The sequence below is a fragment of the Marinobacter sp. MMG032 genome, assembly GCF_040112695.1.
GTDB lineage: Bacteria > Pseudomonadota > Gammaproteobacteria > Pseudomonadales > Oleiphilaceae > Marinobacter > Marinobacter salsuginis.
This window is the reverse complement of record NZ_CP157802.1, coordinates 2007061-2025428: the sequence shown is the minus strand read 5'-3', so window position 1 is coordinate 2025428 and position 18368 is coordinate 2007061. Positions and strand designations below refer to the sequence as shown.

Sequence of the window (18368 nt, the reverse complement as noted above, 5' to 3'; positions counted from 1 at the left end):
CCAGTGATCAAATCCCGTGCCGCGGTGGCCTTTGAAGCCAACAAGCCGCTGGAAATCGTTGAAGTGGATGTCGCCCCGCCGCAAAAAGGTGAAGTGCTGGTGCGCATCGTTGCCACCGGCGTCTGCCATACTGATGCCTACACCCTGTCGGGCGCCGACCCGGAAGGCCTGTTCCCGACCATCCTCGGCCACGAAGGCGGTGGTATTGTGGAGGCCGTGGGCCCGGGCGTGAAAAACCTGGAAGTGGGTGACCACGTGATTCCGCTTTACACCGCCGAGTGTGGCGAGTGCAAGTTCTGCACCTCCGGCAAGACCAACCTGTGCGGCGCCGTTCGGGCCACCCAGGGCAAGGGCGTGATGCCGGACGGCACCTCCCGCTTCTCCTACCAGGGCAAGCCGCTGTACCACTACATGGGTTGCTCCACCTTCTCCGAGTACACCGTGTTGCCCGAGATCTCCCTGGCCAAGATTCCCAAGGAAGCGCCCCTTGAGAAGGTGTGTCTGCTCGGTTGCGGCGTGACCACCGGCATCGGTGCGGTGATGAACACGGCCAAGGTGGAAGAAGGGGCAACGGTAGCCATCTTCGGCCTGGGTGGTATCGGCCTGGCGGCTATCATCGGTGCCACCATGGCCAAGGCCAGTCGCATCATTGCCATCGACATCAACCCTGGGAAGTTCGACATCGCCAAACAGCTGGGTGCGACCGATGTGGTCAATCCCAACGACTACGACAAGCCGATCCAGGAAGTGATCGTTGAAATGACCGACGGCGGCGTGGACTATTCCTTCGAGTGTATCGGTAACGTCAAGGTGATGCGCGCCGCCCTGGAGTGCTGCCACAAGGGGTGGGGCGAATCCGTCATCATCGGCGTCGCCGGCGCCGGCGAGGAAATCAGCACCCGTCCGTTCCAGCTGGTCACCGGCCGGGTCTGGAAAGGCTCAGCGTTTGGCGGCGTGAAAGGCCGTACCGAGTTGCCGGGCTACGTGGAAAAAGCCGAAAAGGGCGAGATTCCGCTGGATGTGTTCATTACCCACAACATGCCGCTGGAAGACATTAACAAGGCGTTTGACTTGATGCACGAGGGTAAGAGCATCCGGTCGGTTATTCATTTCTGAGTCGGTCGGGAGCGGGTCAGCGCGGCCTGGCTTGCTCCCTGACTTTGCTCTTGTCAGGCATCCATGAATCGTTCGCTCAACGGGAGGGTCCCTTCTGTCGGGGAAACAACCAGAAGGCGAACCATTTCGTCATTCTGGGCATCAACACATAACTCATTAACCCCATCACCACGATTGTGACGATCATCGTCCGCAGCAAGAGTGGCACCTGGGCCAGCAGGTCTCCGAAAATGACGAACACCAGGGTCACAGCGGGGTAAAGTGCCAGCCAACTGACAATAGTCATCTTCCATTTGGGTGGTGGTTGCACCGGGTTCTGGCCGGGCAGGGTGAACCAGGTCACGATGCCGGAGGTGACTTCCCGTTCGCTGGGCTGCACCAGCAGGCTTTCGATCTGTTCCAGCAGCTCGGCGCGTTCTTCCGATTCCTCCCAGGCGGTCAGGGTTTCCCGGTCCCGGAACTTGAAGACAATCCGGTACTCGGGATCGTCAGGGGAAGCTGGCCGGAACATGGCCGTGCCCAGGTAACCTGGAAAACGGGACGCCCGCTCGGTCATCTGGCTACTTAACGCCTCAAACGCTTCTTGCTGGCCCTTCCTGACCCTCCGCGAAACAACTACGGTGAGGGGCGCCGTTGAATCCTGTTCGCCAATGGCAGACTGATTATCGGTCATGTTCGATATCCCCCATAGTCCAAAAAAGGGGCCCGCCGAAGCGGGCCCGAAAGAGGAGCAACAATGATGCCCGGTTAACTGCCCGTGGCGCGCAGGTACTGAACGTTGAACATATTGGGCGGCGACATTTCAGGATCCACCTGGCCCTTGAACTGGCCGGTGGTGCAGTGGCTGGCCTGCACGTCGATCATGCTGAAGCTGTCGTCGATGGAAACACCCGTGCCCTTGTTCTTGGCCAGGTGATAGTCCGGATGGGCCTGACCAATGGTGAAGGTCTTCCAGAGGCTGCCTTTACGGTCATAAGACACGGTGCGGGGAATGGTGAAGGTCTGCGCGTCCATAAAGTGCACGCGCTTGGACAGCGGATGGCTCTCATCGACCGGCACAGACTCGACCTCATAGACCTTGCGAAGCTGCCAGGTGATATCCGGGAAGCATCCGCCCTGGCCGCTGAAGGCAACCACCTGGTAGCCGTCGCTGTCACTGTGGGTTTCAGAGTCCAGCTTGAGCTCATTGTGGTTGTAGAACGGCATCAGCATGTAACGGGTACCCTTGTAGGTCCAATCCATGTCGGAAATCCTGCCGTTGTAGCCTTCGAAGTCCTCGATCATCAGGTCGGAGCCCAGGAACGCATCGGTGACCTGGCCGGTGGCCAGACGACGTACCCGGCGCTGGAAACCCAGATAAAGCCAGCTGTTGTCACGCTTCAGGTCGTCTGCGGCACGATGGATCAGCAGCTGGGTATCGCGCACATCGGCAGGGTCCAGCACCTGCACGTAGATGGCCCGGAACAGGTCGGAGGGGTTCGGAGTGATTTCCGGCGTGGGTTCCTGGTTCACCCGACCCTTGTAGTTGAGGAAGTGGAAGTTGAACTTGATGGTCCGCTCCACGTCGCCCGAGTTCATGTCACGGTACTTCCAGTAGAACGGAGAGATAGCGGCGCTGTCGCCCCAGTTGTAGCCGTACTTGTAGTTCCAGGCGAGCTTCTCACCGGCACGAGGATCTTCGGCACTCGGCTCTTCCGGGAAGGGCCGGCCGGCCTGCCAGCCGTTGATCTCACCCACCTGATCACCGAGGGTTACCTGATCCATGGCCACCCGGGTAGCCTCCACGTAGCTCGGGTGCAGGTCGAATGAGGTGGTTTCGCCTACAACGATGGTGGTCCAGCCCTGTTCGATAAAGCCGTAGAAGGCCGGATCGATAATGTCCTTGAATTGGGCGACATTGGTCTGGTTGATGACCATGCCCGGCTCAAGACCTTCGAAGCTTGGAGTTTCGGTCTTGTAGGGATAAAAAGACTCGGTAATCACCGCCTCGTCCGCGAACGCGGTGGTGGCTAGGAAGCTCACGGTGCAGCCCGCGAGCAGTGTGCGTTTGAAGGTGTTCATTGTTCTGTTTCTCATGATGGTACCTCGTGATCAGAAGCTGTAGCGAACGGTCAGTTGGACTTCGTCTTCTTCCTGCGCCATACCGATCGGACCGGACTTGAAGCGGCCGAGGGGCTCAAAGCCACCAACGCCCGCGGACTCACCTGGTTGGTGATTGACCACACCCGGTGTTTGGGTGAACGGATCCCAAGGGTTACAGGATCGGCAGTCGTCGAATTTGCGGGCACCGTCCCCGACTTTCACGTTCGCGCCGGCGGAGACCTTGAACCGGTCCGTCACGATCCAGTCGACACTCGGGGCCAGTGTGGTGGCCTGGGCGCGGAAGTCGTGGGCGGTGATCAGTTTCGGAATCAGACGGTTGTTCATGTAGAAGCCCTGAATCAGCAGGGTGCCAATCCAGTTGTGCTCCCAGTCCGGAATGCCGGCCTCACCATAGGTTCTCTGCTCACGCTCATGATCAAGAATGTGCTGGCCGAAAATCTGGCCGGAGAACAGGAACGACTGGTTTTCGTTCAGGAAGGGAATGAACACGTTCTTGTCTGCGCCAATAACGTAACGTGCCACGTCAGACTCGGAGTAGAGCCTCTCGCGCAGGGTGTTGGCGAACTCCTCGCCAGAGGTGTAGGCGGTCTCGAACCGGAACACGGTATCGATGCCTTGGGAGTAGTAGTCCAGGGAGCCACCCACCAGGTTGACCCGCGGGAAGTGGATATCAAAGGCGATCAGAGACGGATAAACGTCTGTCGTACCGTCAAACGGGTTCTGGGCTGGAATGCCGCCACGAAGCGAGGGCAACTGGGAACGGTAGGTCAGGGCGTTCAGGGAGAAACCCAGGTCGCCATAGACACCTTCCAGTTTCAGGCCCAGCTGGGTATTGGACAGCTTCCAGCTCGGCATATTGGCGCGGCGGATACCGATCTGGCCGGGGCCGAAGTCGGTGGCCAGACCACCATCGGGTGTGGCGCCTGCAAAGTTGGCCACGGTGCTGCCATTTTCCCAGAGGTTGTTCATGCCCCGGAAGAAACAGCCGGCGTCGAGGATCACGTTGGGCTGGCCGCACTGGCCGATGTCGTGGGGACGGAACTCGTCGAAGTTCCACACCACCTGGAAGTTCAGGTCGTCAAAGGCAAAGCCTTCGAACACTTCCGTCGGGCCCATACGGTAGTCCGTTTTCAGGATCCACATGGGAATCCGGATATCTTCCAGCTCGTCGTAGATGTTGTTGCGGGAATAGTCCACCGGGTTGATCACATCCAGGACCCGGAACAGATCGGTGCGGCCCCAGATGACCTGCTGTTTACCCAGACGGGTGCTGAGTACGTTGCCACTGTCGAAGTTAAGATCGAAATCAACATAGAGTTCCCGGATGAAATCCAGACGGTCATTGAACTCCTGGAAACGCAGCTCATCTTCGTCCTTGTCGAGGTAGTCATCGATACAGCCGCGGCTGTCGACGTCACAGGGACGTACGGGTACGCCAAAAGCAACGCCGTTGTCCTGATCATGCAGGTGCTCGCCGAGAACTACCATGCCGTCGTTGGGGTTCTCATTGATGTCGAAACCGAAGAGCGGTGTGGGCGCAATACCGCCTCCGTGAGGAACCGAGCCCTGGGCAATGTCCTGGAGCTGAATCGGCCCGCCGGCTTCACTGCCGTATTCGTCATCATTGAGGTCGTAGACACCGTCGTAAGTACCGCGAAGCGTGCCGTTTACGGAGACATTGCTGAAAATGCCCACGTTCCCTATCCGTTTTTCCCCCTCGAGCTGAATGGTGTTCCGGAATTTGGAGAGCCCCACTCCGTCACGTGCGTAGGTTGCGTTCTCATAGAAGCCATTGATCCTGGTATCCTCCGCGGCAACAGTGCCGGGCAGCGCAGCCAGGGTGAGCGCAGTGGTGCTGGAGAATACAGCGCACCACAGACTCAGGCCTTTTATTTTTGTTTGCATGGCAGATCCTCGTTTGGGTTGTTATGGAGCCTTGCCCCGGGTCAGGCCCGGGACGTTGCTCCGGCTACGTATCCTTCACCGTCCTGACGGTTGCTGGCCGGTGATGGAGTCGGTTCTGGACGTTGACGGTCGGCATGGAGAATGCCGTCTTCGTCTGCGTAGACGTTGGTAATGAAGCGGGGCTTGAACACCAGCACCCAGGAGGGCACCAGCAGCATGGCGGCGATGCCGTTGATGACGATCATCACGCAAAGCAGCATGGCGGCGTCGGACTGGAAGCGCAGGTCAGAGAAAATTACCCACATGATGATGCCGGCCATCAGGGTGAGCGCGGTGAAACTGATGGCCATGCCGGTAGTGGCGATGGCCCGGCGTACCGCTTCGCGCAGCTCGCCACACTTGGCCATCTCCTCGCGTATGCGATCCATCATGTAGATGGAGTAATCAATGCCGACGCCTATGCCGACGGCAATCACGGGCACGGTATTGATGTCGATACTGAGTCCGTACAGGCCCATGTAGGCATAGGTCAGGGTGGTGGCGAACAGCATTGCCAACAGCATCATCAGGCCGGCGTGCCAGGAGGTATAAAACAGCATCACGAAGGCGAAAATGAGCAGGAACACTAGCGGCAGCACGATCATGTTGGTGTCGAACGCCGATTCGTTCATGGCTGCGGCAACGCCGAGCGTTCCGCCGGCCAGCCGGATGGTCAGTCCCTCGACGCTGTCACCGTTTTCGGCGATCCATTCCTTGGCCATGTGAATGGCCCGGCGGATGGTTTCGCCCTGGCGGTCCTTGTAGAAGAACACCAGATTGGCGACACGGTCGTCGGTATCATTGAACTCATCCAGCGCGCCGGGAATCGGGCTTGATGCCATGTAGGTGAACATCAGTCCGCCCACATAGCGCTGGTCGTGGGGAATCTGGTACCAGCGTGGATCGTCGTTATGCATCAGCCGGTTTACCTGCTTCACCAGGTCGGGCAGACCTTTGGATCCGCCAACACCGGGATCGGTGAGCATGTGCGCCTGGAAGTCCGACAGCGCCTTGAGCACTTCCGGCCGCTTGAGGCCGCCTTTCTCGTCGGTTTCGGCGATCACATACAGCTCCTCGGAACCGGGGAAGCGGTCATTCACCACGCGGGAGGAGATGTTGTAATCGTGGTCCGGGTACAGGATCGGAGAACCGGGTTCGGAGTCGCCGATCTGGACGTTGGACGCCGCAAGGACGCCGGCACCCATCAAGACTGCCGCCGCTGCCAGTACAATTTTTGCCCGTCCGGGGCGAGTCACGGTTCGTGAGCAGCTGCTGCCGATATAGCGCAGGGCGGTCTCGCGCATCTCGGCATTCTTTGGTGTGGGCAGGATCGAAAGCAGCAGGGGAACACCGATCAGAACCGTAAATACAACGGTGATTGCCCAGAGAGAGGCATAGATCCCCAGGTGGGTGTTCAGGGGAATCGAGCCGATGGCGATCAGTGACAGGCCGATGGCATCGGACACCACGCCCAGGGAGCCGGGGCGGAACAGGCTGTCAAAGGTAGCCTTGGCGGCCTTTGGGCCCTCGCCCAGCTCGCGGGTTTCTGCGTAATAACGTTCTACCAGCTGAACACCGTGGCTCATGGCCCGGGCAGCAATCAAAAAGGGGATGACCAGCCCGAGCGGGTCCAGGTTGTACCCGAGCAGGCTGATGATCCCAAGGCCCCAGATCGTGGAGATCAGAACGCCGCCCAGGGGAATCAGCACCCCATAGGCTTTGCGGAAATGGAAAACCAGCAGTGCCAGCATGGCCAGAACGGTGAAGATGAAGATCTGCAGAATCTGGTCCATGTAGGTGTAGGCCCAGCCAACAAGTACGGGCTGGCCTGTGGCGTAGATGGTGACGTCGTCACCGGCCTCCTGCTCGCGGAGCTGCTGCAGTTGCGCGAATGTCTTCTCGTAGTCGAGCTTGCCTTCGATCAATTGTGCTTTGACTAGAGCCATTCTGAAATCCGGAGACACCAGAGGCCCATAGACTCTTGGGTTTGCGGCCACTGCAGCCTTCATTTCACTCAGGGCCTGTTCGGAATACTCGCCTCGGGTGGAGTCGTAGTAGGGCTCGGAGTTAATGCTGCCTACTTCAGTCAGCCAGATCTCCCGGGAATTGCGGTGCGTAACGCTCGCAACCAGGTTGTGGTTCACGCCGGGCAGGTTATCGACCGCCTGTGTTACCCGGTCGATGGTTGCCAGGTTCTCATTGGAAAAGATGTCGCCTTCGGCGAATTCAACACCGACCACCAGAACGTTGGCGCCGCCAAAATCGTCCTTGATGCTGTTGTGCAGCTCGATGTAAGGATGCTGCTGGGGCAACAGATCGGCGAAGTCCGTGAAGATTTTCAGCCCCGGAATCCGTAGCACGAAAAACAGCGTCAGGATGGCGATCAGCGACAGGACCTTCCGAGGATTCCTGAAAATCCAGAGTTCCAGCTGGTGCAGGAAGTGCGTGAATCTGTGCAGTCCGGCCATGATCAGTTACCTCGGTTGTTGCTGGCCACTGAGGCCACGGGAATGTCGAGTTGAAGGAGCAGACCGCGGCCTCCGGCTACCAGGAGCTGGTTGTCTGCGAGAACCACGCCGTCGCGCAGGTAAAGGGGCTGGTTGGGTGTTTCAAGACCTGTCCAGCTGCCTCCGGACAACGCCAGAACCGTGGCGTTATCACCCAGGGCAAACAGGGCATTGCCGGCCTTGACGAAGCCAAACACCGGCATGCTGGTGTCGGTAGGCTGGCGGTCCCAGGTTTCTCCGCCGTCGGTGGTGTGGTAGATAAAACCGTTCAGGCCACCAACCCAGCCTTCGTCTGCTGATTCGAAGTAAGCTGCATGGGGATAGAATTCGTCCGGTAGATAGCCGGCGTAATCCCAGGTCTCGCCACCATCCAGGGTTTTCAGAACCAGGCCATATTCTCCGGTCGCAAGTGCCGTTTCCGGATCGAGGAACTGGAGGTTGGTCAGAATGGCGTCCTCATTCAGGGAAGTTTCCTGCCAGGTCGTACCCTGATCCGATGAGCTCTGCAGCGTGGTGAAACTGCCGCCCGCCCACCAGGTGCCGTCGGGCGCGCAATCGGCGGTCATCATCTGCTCCTGGCTCGGAAGCTCATGGGCAGTCCACTGGGTACCGGCAGGGTTCCCGTGCCAGAGCTGATTGTTGAAGGTCAGGGCGATGAAACTGCCGTCCGGGCAGGCATCAAGGGAAAGAAAACTCTCGGTGGTTTGCACCGGGACCCGTTGCCAGTCCGAACCGCCGTTCTCGCTCACAAGCAACGCGCCGTTGTTGCCGGCGATGGCGACAATTTGATCGTTCCGGGCGACGGACTGGAAAAAATCGGTTCGCTGAATGGCTTGCTGGGACTGTTGTCGTACCGCTTCAAGATTCAGCGGCGCCTCGCAACCGGTCAGCAGCGCGGACGCACTCGCAAGAGCGAGCGTGACTGGAACTTTGCCGCGAGGATATTCCATGGGGTATGGCATGTTATGTCACCGTCTTTGTTTTTGTGGAAAAGCGACTGACGGTGGTTCAGCAACGGCTGTGCCAGAACGGATTTAAACGATCTAAGCTTTTGAAAATAAGATTAAAAATGCTTTGTGCTTGGCAGGTTTTGATTTTCGATAACGTGGGATCACAGCGTTGATTTTTATCAAATGATCAAGCGCTGGGCTGGGTTGTCCATTTCGTCATAGTCGGTGTGAAGGAGGTGCAACTTCCATGTCGCAGATACTCTTTGAAGAATCAGCTTTCATCGAGAATGCCAGTTTTTTTAAGGCGATAGGCGAGAGCGGGACGGGTCAGCCCCAGAATTCGAGCAGCCCCTGAGACATTCTGATTCGCCTGTTCCATGGCCTGCCGCATCAGCGTTTCTTCCACTTCCTCCAGGCTGATTCCGCTGTTGATGATATGATCAGACCAGCTTTCCTCCTTGCCGGCAGCCTGGCCGACGCAGACATTACCGTCTGCATCGATTCGTTCTATGGGCATTGGCTCCGATGGAGGAGGCGAGACGAACAGGGCATCCTGACTGATGGATTCGTTGTTGTCAGTTAGGATGACACCGCGCTCGATGACATTCTCAAGCTCCCGTATATTGCCCGGCCACTGATAGTTCATGCACAGCGCCAGGGCTTTGTCCGATAACCCCAGAGTGCGTTTTTCATACTGGGCGTGGAACTTCTCCAGGAAGTGGCCAGCCAGCAAAGGCAAATCTTCAAGTCGTTCCCGCAACGGTGGGATTTTTACCGGGAAAACGTTCAGGCGATAAAACAGGTCGGCTCTGAAACGGCCGTCCTCGACCGCCTGTTCAAGGCTCTCGTTGGTGGCGGCGATCACTCGAACGTTGACCTTTCGGGTGCGATTGTCGCCCACTCTTTCAAGTTCACTTTCCTGTAATACTCTGAGCAGGGTGGCCTGGGCTCGGGGAGTGAGCTCCACAACCTCGTCCAGAAAGATGGTTCCACCGTTGGCGCGTTCGAAACGCCCTTCTCTCGACTGGTTCGCACCCGTGTAGGCGCCTTTTTCAACGCCGAAAAGTTCCGCCTCAATCAGATCCGGCGGAATGGCCGCGCAATTCACGGCGATGAAGGGCCCATCAGCCCTTGCGCTTCGCAAATGGACGCTGCGAGCTATTACTTCCTTGCCGACGCCTGTCTCGCCCAGGAGAAGTACCGACACCTTTCCCTGTGCGGCCTTGTCAATCATCCGGCACACCTTGTTATAGGCTGCGGACTGGCCAATGCCGTAATACTGGCCTTCTTGCCGCTGAAAGGAGCTTCGCAAGGAGTTTAATTGTGCCTGACGATCGTAAAGCTCTTCGATGATCGGATCCGCTTTGAAGTAGCGGGAGAACTCTTTCCCGTCCTTCCATTGCTCCGCAGGTTTACCCTCGATCATGCATTTTTCATCGCCACAGCCCCGGCAGCTGACTTCCCGGAAGATGATTTCCCGGCCCATGAACGATGAGGTATAGGCGCAGGCATACCCCAGCAGTACCCAGCAGGCCGGTTCTTTCATAAGACCCAGCTCGGTCTTGCAGATCTCCACTTCCCAGGAGTCGATCCATTCAAGGCGTCCGTAAAAATCTCCGGTTTCCTGGTCCAGATCGATCTCCAGGGGAACGACTTTCACCATACCCTTCAGCGAGTGAAGTTGCGGACCGGCCAGAAAAATATCCAGCTCACTGCAATGAGGCCTCAGCTTGCGGGCCAGCTCAGCATCCTTGAGCCCAGAGAGATAGCCAAGCCTTAGGAAGAATCCCTTGGCTCTCTCAATGCCCATGCTATTAACGATCTCGCGACGGAATGCTGCCAATGAACTGAGATTCATCAACAGCATACGCTGTTCGCCAAACCAGATTTTGCCCTCCGTGGATTGAAACTGGATCTGGTCCTTGAGATCCCTGAAGTCTGAATAACTCAGCTGTGGCTTGTAGCTTGCAGCCATGGTGTTCACCCCTTTTGTTGTTGTCGGCGGGGACTGCTCTTTTCGGAGAGCCTGTTGGCATTTCGCTTAAATAGTTAATACCTGATCGATGTCACAAATCAACCAAATGATAAAAAACTGCTTGCAGCAGGGCGAGATCAGAGCGTCTCAGCATTTGGTTATTCGGGCGGGGGAAATTGATCATTTAGTAAAAAGATAGCCGCGGAAGCAGCAGGTATTCTCCAAGAACTATTCACGCTGATTCATTTCGAATGACTGATAACTGTTTGAAAAAACAGTTGGATGGATATTTGCGCTCGGCTTTTTGACGGGTTTGGCACACGCGTTGCTCGTCCCCTCCCAGACAACAACAAACCCAGTGGTGCAAATCATGACCAGCGAGACACGAGCCAAATCCTTTGACGAGATGACCCGCTATATCCGGGTTCGCAGCGAGCCGGGCGACAAATTCGTGGAATTCGACTTTGCCATCGGTCACCCGGAGCTGTTCGTCGAACTGGTTCTACCCAGGGAGGCGTTCGAAATCTTCTGCAAGCACAACAACGTGGTCCACATGGACTCCGACATGATCCGCCAAATCGACGAAGACATGGTCAAGTGGCGGTTCGGGGAGCGCGGCCAGCGTTAATGAGCAACATCCATCAACGTTCTGTTCCACAAAAACAACACGGTAAGGTTGATATGACTATCGAAATAAAGACCAACTCGGTGGAGCCCATCCGTCAGACCTACGGCCACATCGCACGCCGTTTCGGAGACAAACCCGCCACCCGCTACCAGGAAGCCAGTTACGACCTGGAGGCGAAAACCAATTTCCACTACCGCCCCCAGTGGGATCCGAATTACGAGCTCAACGACGAGCGGCGTACCGCGATTCGCATGGAAGACTGGTATGCGGTGACTGATCCGCGCCAGTTCTACTACGGGGCATACGTCGGCAATCGCGCCAAGATGCAGGAGGCCGCCGAGACCAGCTATGGCTTCTGCGACAAGCGTAACCTGCTGACCCGTCTGCCGGAAGAAACCCGCACCATGCTGCTGCGTCTGTTGGTTCCCCTGCGTCACCTGGAGCTGGGCGCCAACATGAACAACAGCAAAATCGCAGGTGAGGCCACCGCAACCACGGTATCCCAGATGCATATCTACCAGGCCATGGACCGTCTCGGTATCGGCCAGTATCTCTCGCGAATTGCCCTGATGATTGACGGGACCACCGGTGCCGGGCTCGACGAGTCCAAGGGTTACTGGATGGACGATGCGCTCTGGCAACCCATGCGCAAGCTGGTGGAAGACACCCTGGTTGTCCAGGACTGGTTCGAGCTGACCCTCATTCAGAACGTGCTGATGGACGGCCTGCTGTTCCCGCTGGTTTACGAAAAGATGGACCAGTGGTGGGAAGAGCAGGGTGCCGAAGACGTTTCCATGCTCACCGAGTTCATGCGCGACTGGTACAAGGATTCCCAACGCTGGACCAACGCCATGGTCAAGGTGGTTGCCGGCGAAAGCGAAGCCAACCTCCAGCAGCTCCAGACCTGGGCCGACCAGTGGGAGCCGGAAATCTACAACGCCCTGAAGCCGCTGGCGGAAGCATCCGTTGGCGTGGAAGCCCTCGATGAGGTCAGGGCGCAACTCGCCACCCGTCTCAAGAAGTTCGGGCTCAACACCCAGGGAGTATCGGCATGAGCCAGCTCGTATTCATCGCATTCCAGGACAACGACAACGCCCGCTACATGGTGGAAGCCATTCAGGAAGACAACCCTGAAGCGGAGGTTCAGCACCAGCCGGCAATGATCCGGATCCAGGCCGAAAAGCGCCTGGTGATCAACCGGGAGACCATGGAAGAAAAGCTGGGCCGCGACTGGGATGTCCAGGAAATGCTTATCGATGTCATCAGTATTGGCGGCAACGTCGACGAAGACGATGACCACTTCATCCTTGAGTGGAAATAATCGGGAGACACATCATGGCTGTTAAAAACAAAAAGTTGAACCTGAAAGGCAAGTACCAGTACCTGACTCGGGACATGGCCTGGGAGCCCAGCTACCAGAAGAAAGAGGACATCTTCCCGGACGAGCAGTTCGAGGGTATCAAGATCACTGACTGGTCCCAGTGGGAAGACCCGTTCCGTCTGACCATGGATGCCTATTGGAAGTACCAGGCGGAAAAAGAGAAGAAGCTGTACGCAATTTTTGATGCCTTTGCCCAGAACAACGGCCATCAGAACATTTCCGATGCCCGCTATGTCAACGCCCTGAAACTGTTCCTGACCGGCGTATCACCGCTTGAACATGCGGCGTTCCAGGGTTATGCCAAAGTAGGCAGACAGTTCAGTGGTGCCGGTGCACGCGTGGCCTGCCAGATGCAGGCCATTGACGAGCTGCGTCATTCCCAGACCCAGCAGCACGCCATGAGCCACTACAACAAGCACTTCAATGGCCTGCACGATGCTGCCTACATGCACGACCGGGTTTGGTTCCTGTCGGTGCCCAAGTCGTTCTTTGACGATGCTCGCTCGGCCGGCCCGTTCGAGTTCCTGACCGCTATCTCGTTCTCCTTCGAGTATGTGCTGACCAACCTTCTGTTCGTGCCCTTTATGTCCGGCGCCGCCTACAACGGCGACATGGCCACGGTGACCTTTGGTTTCTCGGCTCAGTCTGATGAGGCGCGGCACATGACCCTGGGCCTTGAGGTGATCAAGTTCATCCTGGAGCAGCACGAGGACAACGTGCCCATCGTTCAGCGCTGGATCGACAAGTGGTTCTGGCGCGGGTTCCGCCTGCTCAGCCTGGTCAGCATGATGATGGACTACATGCTGCCGAACAAGGTTATGAGCTGGGCCGAGGCCTGGGAAGTCTATTACGAGCAGAATGGCGGTGCCCTGTTCAAGGATCTGGAACGCTATGGTATCCGTCCGCCCAAATACCAGGACGTGGCCAACGATGCCAAGCATCACCTGAGCCATCAGCTGTGGACCACCTTCTACCAGTACAGCCAGGCCACCAACTTCCACACCTGGATTCCGGAAAAGGAAGAAATGGACTGGATGTCCGAGAAGTACCCGGAGACTTTCGACAAGTACTACCGTCCCCGCTACGAGTACCTGGCGAAAGAAGCCGCCGCTGGCCGGCGCTTCTACAACAACACCCTGCCGCAGCTATGCCAGGTGTGTCAGGTACCCACCCTGTTTACCGAGATGGGTGCGCCCACCAAGCTGAGCCATCGTCAGCTGGTGCATGAAGGCGAGCGCTACCACTTCTGCTCCGAAGCCTGCTGCGACATTTTCAAGGATGAACCGGAGAAGTACGTCCAGGCCTGGTTGCCGGTGCACCAGATCTACCAGGGCAACTGTGAGGGTGCCGACGTCGAGACAGTGGTGCAGAAGTACTACCACATCAATATCGGCGAGGACAATTTCGAGTACGTAGGGTCCCCAGACCACAAGCATTGGCTTTCCATCAAGGGCCAGAAACCGGCTGACCAGAGTAAAGACGCAGCCTGACAGTGACCCGGGAATCGCCCGGCTGCCTGGGGCGTCGGGCGAACCACGCACAAAAACAACAAGGTGACCACCATGAGTGTTAACGCGTTATACGACTACAAGTTCGAACCGAAAGACAAGGTTGAGAACTTCAATGGCATGCAACTGCTGTATGTCTACTGGCCCAATCACTTGCTGTTCTGCGCGCCGTTTGCGTTGCTGGTGCAGCCGGATATGACGTTCGGCGATCTCGTCGAGACCGTTATCAAACCGGCAGCTGCCGCCCATCCGGATGCCGCCAAAGCCGACTTCCTGAATGCCGAGTGGCTGCTGAACGATGAACCGTTCACGCCGCGGGCTGACGCCAGCCTGAAAGACAACGGCATTGATCACAAAAGCATGCTCACGGTCACCACGCCGGGGCTGAACGGCATTGCCGACGTCGGTTACTGAGCGGGGAGAAGTGCCATGAGTCATACCGTGACTATCGAGCCTATCGGCGAGCAGATTGAAGTGGAGGACGGCCAGACCATCCTCCAGGCCGCGCTCCGCCAGGGTGTCTGGCTGCCCTTCGCCTGCGGTCATGGCACCTGCGCAACGTGCAAGGTCCAGGTGTTGGAAGGCGACGTGGAGATTGGCGACGCCTCGCCCTTTGCCCTGATGGACATTGAGCGGGACGAGGGCAAGGTGCTTGCCTGCTGTGCCACCGTTGAAAGTGACGTGACCATCGAAGCAGATATCGATGTCGATCCGGATTTCGAGGGATACCCGGTGGAGGACTACACCGCTACCGTGACAGACATCGTCGACCTGTCGCCCACCATCAAGGGTGTTCATCTGAAGCTGGACCGCCCCATGACGTTCCAGGCCGGCCAGTACATCAATATCGAATTGCCGGATGTGGACGGCCCCCGGGCTTTCTCACTGGCCAACCCGCCCAGCAAGTCCGACGAAGTGGAACTGCACGTTCGCCTGGTGCCTGGCGGTGCTGCCACCACCTACATCCATGAACAGCTCAAGGTCGGCGAAGAGCTGAACCTGTCCGGCCCCTACGGGCAATTTTTTGTCCGCAGCTCCCAGCCGGGCGATCTGATCTTCATTGCCGGCGGCTCCGGCCTTTCCAGCCCGCAGTCCATGATTCTGGACCTGCTGGAGCAGAACGACGAGCGCAAGATCACCCTGTTCCAGGGTGCCCGGAACCAGGCCGAGCTTTACAACCGCGAGTTGTTCGAGGCGCTGGCCAGGGATCATGAGCACTTTACTTACGTGCCCGCACTGAGTGATGCCGACGACGACACCGATTGGCAGGGCTTTCGGGGCTATGTCCATGAAGCCGCCAAGGAGCACTACGACGGGCGGTTTGCTGGCAACAAGGCCTACATGTGTGGACCGCCCCCGATGATTGATTCCGCAATTACCGCGTTGATGCAGGGACGGTTGTTCGAGCGGGACATTTTCATGGAGAAGTTCCTGACGGCTGCAGATGGTGCGGAAGACAACCAGCGTTCGGCGCTTTTCAAGAAGATCTGATGCGGAGGAAGCATGGCGGTATTCCATGTGGTCAACCGCACGACCGGCGACCGGTTCCGGTGTGAGGAGGACCAGAGTGTTCTCAAGGCCATGGAGCTGGTTGGCAAGAAGTGTGTCCCGGTGGGTTGCCGGGGCGGTGGCTGCGGGTTTTGCAAGATCCGCGTTGTTGAAGGCGAGTTCCGGTGCGGAAAGATGAGCAAGGCCCACTGCCCCCCGGAGGCTCTTGATAAAGGGGAAGTCCTGGCCTGCCGGATCTACCCGAGAACCGATTTGATGATCGAGTGTATGCCGCAACCTGCAGCGCCACTCGCCGAACAGACAAAAACAAAACCGTAGAGGTAATCGTCATGAAAAAAGGTGTTATGCGTCCTGGTCACGTTCAGATTCGCGTTCTGGACATTGAAGAAGCGGTAAAACATTACACAGACCTGATGGGCCTGATTGAGACAGACCGCGACGAACAGGGTCGGGTTTATCTGAAGGCCTGGACCGAAGTGGACAAGTTCTCCGTGGTACTGGTTGAGGCCGACGAGCCCGGTTGTGATTTCATGGGCTTCAAGGTTGTGGATGAGGCAGCGCTTGTTCAGCTGGAAAAAGACCTGGTGGCTTACGGGCTGGATGTAGAGCAGATTCCCGAAGGCGAGCTGAAAGACTGCGGCCGCCGGATCCGCTTTACCGTGCCTTCGGGCCACGCGTTCGAGCTATACGCCGACAAACTCTACACCGGCAAATGGGGTGTTACCGAGGTTAATCCCGAGGCCTGGCCCCGTGGCCTTTCCGGCATGAAGGCGGTGCGATTTGACCATTGCCTGTTCTACGGGCCGGAACTGGCGGCTGTGTATGACATCTTCGTGAACGTGCTCGGGTTCCATCTGGCCGAGCAGGTGCTGGACCCGGAAGGCACCCGGATTGCCCAGTTCCTGACCGTGTCCATGAAGGAGCACGACATTGCTTTCATTCACCATGAAGAGAAAGGCAAGTTCCACCACGCGTCCTTCTTCCTCGAAACCTGGGAAGACGTCCTGCGGGCCGCAGACCTGATTTCCATGACCGATACCTCTATTGATATCGGGCCCACACGGCACGGCCTGACCCACGGCAAAACCATCTATTTCTTCGATCCGTCGGGCAATCGCAACGAAGTCTTCTGTGGCGGTGACTACACCTATCCGGACCACAAACCGGTGACCTGGCAGGCGGAGCAGCTCGGCAAGGCCATCTTCTATCACGATCGCCAGTTGAACGAGCGGTTCCTGACAGTTCTGACCTGACACCATCCAGCAACAGGATTTAGCAGCAATGAAAGAGATCAAACACTACATCAACGGTCAGTACGTGGGCTCCGCCAGCGGCAAGCTGTTCGACAACGTGAACCCCGCCAACGGCAAGGTCATTGCCAAGGTGCACGAGGGTGGTCGAGACGAAGTCGACGCCGCTGTGAGGGCAGCCCGGGCGGCCTTGAAAGGCCCCTGGGGCAAGATGACTCTGGACGAGCGCACCCGCATTCTGCATCGGGTGGCCGATGGCATCAACGAACGCTTTGAGGAATTCCTGGAAGCCGAGTGCCTGGATACCGGTAAGCCGAAATCCCTGGCTAGCCACATCGACATCCCCCGGGGTGCGGCCAACTTCAAGGTGTTCGCGGACATGATCAAGAACGTGCCCACGGAATCCTTCGAAATGGCCACGCCGGACGGCGCGGGTGCCCTGAACTACGCCGTTCGCCGTCCCAAGGGTGTGATCGGTGTGATCAGCCCCTGGAACCTGCCGCTGCTGCTGATGACCTGGAAGGTCGGGCCGGCCCTGGCCTGTGGCAATACCGTCGTCGTCAAACCGTCGGAAGAGACACCGACCACCACCGCCCTTCTGGGCGAGGTGATGAGGGAAGCCGGTGTGCCGGATGGCGTCTACAACGTTGTTCATGGCTTCGGTGGTGATTCCGCTGGCGCCTATCTGACCGAGCACCCGCAGGTTGACGGGTTCACCTTCACCGGTGAGACCGGCACGGGTGAAGTCATTATGAAGGCGGCTGCCAAAGGTATCCGGGATATTTCCCTGGAGCTGGGCGGCAAGAATGCCGGCCTGGTATTCGCCGATTGCGACATGGACAAGGCCATCGAGGGCACCATGCGCTCTGCTTTTGCCAACTGTGGCCAAGTCTGCCTGGGTACCGAGCGAGTTTACGTTGAGCGGTCGGTTTTCGACGAGTTTGTCGGTCGCCTCAAGGAAGCCGCGGAAGGTCTGAAGATTGGCCCGCCTGATGATGCAGAAGCCAACCTGGGGCCGCTTGTCAGCCTCGAACACCGCGAAAAGGTGCTCTCTTACTACCAGAAAGCCGTCGATGACGGAGCAACCGTTGTGACCGGTGGTGGTGTTCCTGAGATGCCTTCCGAGCTGGCGGGCGGAGCCTGGGTCGAGCCCACCATCTGGACCGGCCTGCCGGACGATTCGGCGGTCGTTACGGACGAGATCTTTGGACCCTGCTGCCATATCCGCCCGTTCGATACCGAAGAAGAGGCAATCGAGCTGGCCAACAGTCTCCCCTACGGCCTGGCATCAGCAATCTGGAGCGAAAACATCACCCGCGCCCATCGCGTCGCGGGCCAGATTGAAGCCGGCATTATCTGGGTAAACAGCTGGTTCCTGAGAGACCTGCGGACACCGTTCGGTGGCAGTAAGCAGTCAGGGGTCGGTCGTGAAGGTGGTGTGCACTCCCTCGAGTTCTACACCGAAATGAAAAACATCTGCGTCAAATTGTGAGGGCG

The 18368-nt window shown here is 57.8% G+C and carries 16 protein-coding genes; 10 read left to right on the top strand and 6 right to left on the bottom strand.

Annotation, left to right across the window (positions count from 1 at the left end):
- Window positions 1–3: 3 nt before the first annotated feature.
- Window positions 4–1116 carry an S-(hydroxymethyl)glutathione dehydrogenase/class III alcohol dehydrogenase gene (locus ABNF92_RS09425; RefSeq protein WP_069182658.1) on the top strand — a complete coding sequence of 371 codons (1113 nt, stop codon included), beginning with the start codon at window positions 4–6 and terminating at the stop codon, window positions 1114–1116.
- A 76-nt stretch (window positions 1117–1192) separates the two neighbouring features.
- On the opposite strand, the gene ABNF92_RS09420 is transcribed toward ABNF92_RS09425, so the two are convergent.
- The 6 genes from ABNF92_RS09420 to ABNF92_RS09395 all read right to left on the bottom strand — a co-directional run bounded on the left by ABNF92_RS09420 (window position 1193) and on the right by ABNF92_RS09395 (window position 10595).
- Window positions 1193–1789, bottom strand: a complete 597-nt coding sequence (locus ABNF92_RS09420; RefSeq protein ID WP_291905459.1) for an antibiotic biosynthesis monooxygenase — start codon at window positions 1787–1789, stop codon at window positions 1193–1195.
- Window positions 1790–1863: 74 nt separating this feature from the next.
- Complete coding sequence (locus ABNF92_RS09415) at window positions 1864–3192, bottom strand: DUF1329 domain-containing protein (protein ID WP_349343993.1); 1329 nt, start codon at window positions 3190–3192, stop codon at window positions 1864–1866.
- A 15-nt stretch (window positions 3193–3207) separates the two neighbouring features.
- Window positions 3208–5124, bottom strand: coding sequence for a DUF1302 family protein (locus ABNF92_RS09410; RefSeq protein ID WP_349343992.1), 1917 nt, complete (start codon window positions 5122–5124; stop codon window positions 3208–3210).
- A 41-nt stretch (window positions 5125–5165) separates the two neighbouring features.
- Window positions 5166–7631, bottom strand: a complete 2466-nt coding sequence (locus ABNF92_RS09405) for an MMPL family transporter (RefSeq protein ID WP_349343991.1) — start codon at window positions 7629–7631, stop codon at window positions 5166–5168.
- Between the two features lie 2 nt (window positions 7632–7633).
- On the bottom strand, window positions 7634–8632 hold the full coding sequence (locus ABNF92_RS09400; protein ID WP_083231746.1) for a YCF48-related protein: 999 nt from the start codon (window positions 8630–8632) through the stop codon (window positions 7634–7636).
- 259 nt (window positions 8633–8891) lie between these two features.
- A complete protein-coding gene (locus ABNF92_RS09395) occupies window positions 8892–10595 on the bottom strand; it encodes a sigma 54-interacting transcriptional regulator (RefSeq protein ID WP_349343990.1) in 1704 nt (567 codons plus the stop codon).
- A 370-nt stretch (window positions 10596–10965) separates the two neighbouring features.
- Here ABNF92_RS09395 and ABNF92_RS09390 point away from each other — a divergent pair, with 370 nt between their 5' ends.
- The 9 genes from ABNF92_RS09390 to ABNF92_RS09350 all read left to right on the top strand — a co-directional run bounded on the left by ABNF92_RS09390 (window position 10966) and on the right by ABNF92_RS09350 (window position 18363).
- Window positions 10966–11223 carry a phenol hydroxylase subunit gene (locus ABNF92_RS09390; RefSeq protein ID WP_136630688.1) on the top strand — a complete coding sequence of 86 codons (258 nt, stop codon included), beginning with the start codon at window positions 10966–10968 and terminating at the stop codon, window positions 11221–11223.
- 53 nt (window positions 11224–11276) lie between these two features.
- The gene (locus tag ABNF92_RS09385) at window positions 11277–12278 is read left to right on the top strand and encodes an aromatic/alkene monooxygenase hydroxylase subunit beta (protein ID WP_069182665.1); all 1002 of its coding nucleotides are present in this window, start codon (window positions 11277–11279) and stop codon (window positions 12276–12278) included.
- Window positions 12275–12544 carry an MmoB/DmpM family protein gene (locus ABNF92_RS09380; RefSeq protein WP_069182666.1) on the top strand — a complete coding sequence of 90 codons (270 nt, stop codon included), beginning with the start codon at window positions 12275–12277 and terminating at the stop codon, window positions 12542–12544. The genes ABNF92_RS09385 and ABNF92_RS09380 overlap by 4 nt, the downstream gene beginning before the upstream one ends.
- Before the next feature lie 14 nt (window positions 12545–12558).
- Window positions 12559–14094 (top strand): aromatic/alkene/methane monooxygenase hydroxylase/oxygenase subunit alpha, encoded by a 1536-nt coding sequence (locus tag ABNF92_RS09375; protein ID WP_349343989.1) that lies wholly within the window; start codon window positions 12559–12561, stop codon window positions 14092–14094.
- Window positions 14095–14166: 72 nt separating this feature from the next.
- On the top strand, window positions 14167–14526 hold the full coding sequence (locus ABNF92_RS09370) for a phenol hydroxylase subunit P4 (RefSeq protein WP_069182668.1): 360 nt from the start codon (window positions 14167–14169) through the stop codon (window positions 14524–14526).
- A 15-nt stretch (window positions 14527–14541) separates the two neighbouring features.
- The gene (locus ABNF92_RS09365; protein ID WP_136631159.1) at window positions 14542–15603 is read left to right on the top strand and encodes a phenol 2-monooxygenase domain-containing protein; all 1062 of its coding nucleotides are present in this window, start codon (window positions 14542–14544) and stop codon (window positions 15601–15603) included.
- A 12-nt stretch (window positions 15604–15615) separates the two neighbouring features.
- On the top strand, window positions 15616–15939 hold the full coding sequence (locus ABNF92_RS09360; RefSeq protein WP_136630691.1) for a 2Fe-2S iron-sulfur cluster binding domain-containing protein: 324 nt from the start codon (window positions 15616–15618) through the stop codon (window positions 15937–15939).
- Window positions 15940–15950: 11 nt separating this feature from the next.
- Window positions 15951–16874: a catechol 2,3-dioxygenase gene (locus ABNF92_RS09355; RefSeq protein ID WP_136630692.1), complete on the top strand. Its 924-nt coding sequence runs from the start codon at window positions 15951–15953 to the stop codon at window positions 16872–16874.
- A gap of 28 nt (window positions 16875–16902) precedes the next feature.
- A complete protein-coding gene (locus ABNF92_RS09350; protein ID WP_069182671.1) occupies window positions 16903–18363 on the top strand; it encodes a 2-hydroxymuconic semialdehyde dehydrogenase in 1461 nt (486 codons plus the stop codon).
- Window positions 18364–18368 lie beyond the last annotated feature (5 nt).

Coding starts and splice junctions, on each gene's coding strand:
- ABNF92_RS09420 (WP_291905459.1), bottom strand. CDS start 1,789: ATGACCGATAATCAGTCTGCCATTGGCGAACAGGATTCAACGGCGCCC.
- ABNF92_RS09415 (WP_349343993.1), bottom strand. CDS start 3,192: ATGAGAAACAGAACAATGAACACCTTCAAACGCACACTGCTCGCGGGC.
- ABNF92_RS09410 (WP_349343992.1), bottom strand. CDS start 5,124: ATGCAAACAAAAATAAAAGGCCTGAGTCTGTGGTGCGCTGTATTCTCC.
- ABNF92_RS09405 (WP_349343991.1), bottom strand. CDS start 7,631: ATGGCCGGACTGCACAGATTCACGCACTTCCTGCACCAGCTGGAACTC.
- ABNF92_RS09400 (WP_083231746.1), bottom strand. CDS start 8,632: ATGCCATACCCCATGGAATATCCTCGCGGCAAAGTTCCAGTCACGCTC.
- ABNF92_RS09395 (WP_349343990.1), bottom strand. CDS start 10,595: ATGGCTGCAAGCTACAAGCCACAGCTGAGTTATTCAGACTTCAGGGAT.
- ABNF92_RS09390 (WP_136630688.1), top strand. CDS start 10,966: ATGACCAGCGAGACACGAGCCAAATCCTTTGACGAGATGACCCGCTAT.
- ABNF92_RS09385 (WP_069182665.1), top strand. CDS start 11,277: ATGACTATCGAAATAAAGACCAACTCGGTGGAGCCCATCCGTCAGACC.
- ABNF92_RS09380 (WP_069182666.1), top strand. CDS start 12,275: ATGAGCCAGCTCGTATTCATCGCATTCCAGGACAACGACAACGCCCGC.
- ABNF92_RS09375 (WP_349343989.1), top strand. CDS start 12,559: ATGGCTGTTAAAAACAAAAAGTTGAACCTGAAAGGCAAGTACCAGTAC.
- ABNF92_RS09370 (WP_069182668.1), top strand. CDS start 14,167: ATGAGTGTTAACGCGTTATACGACTACAAGTTCGAACCGAAAGACAAG.
- ABNF92_RS09365 (WP_136631159.1), top strand. CDS start 14,542: ATGAGTCATACCGTGACTATCGAGCCTATCGGCGAGCAGATTGAAGTG.
- ABNF92_RS09360 (WP_136630691.1), top strand. CDS start 15,616: ATGGCGGTATTCCATGTGGTCAACCGCACGACCGGCGACCGGTTCCGG.
- ABNF92_RS09355 (WP_136630692.1), top strand. CDS start 15,951: ATGAAAAAAGGTGTTATGCGTCCTGGTCACGTTCAGATTCGCGTTCTG.
- ABNF92_RS09350 (WP_069182671.1), top strand. CDS start 16,903: ATGAAAGAGATCAAACACTACATCAACGGTCAGTACGTGGGCTCCGCC.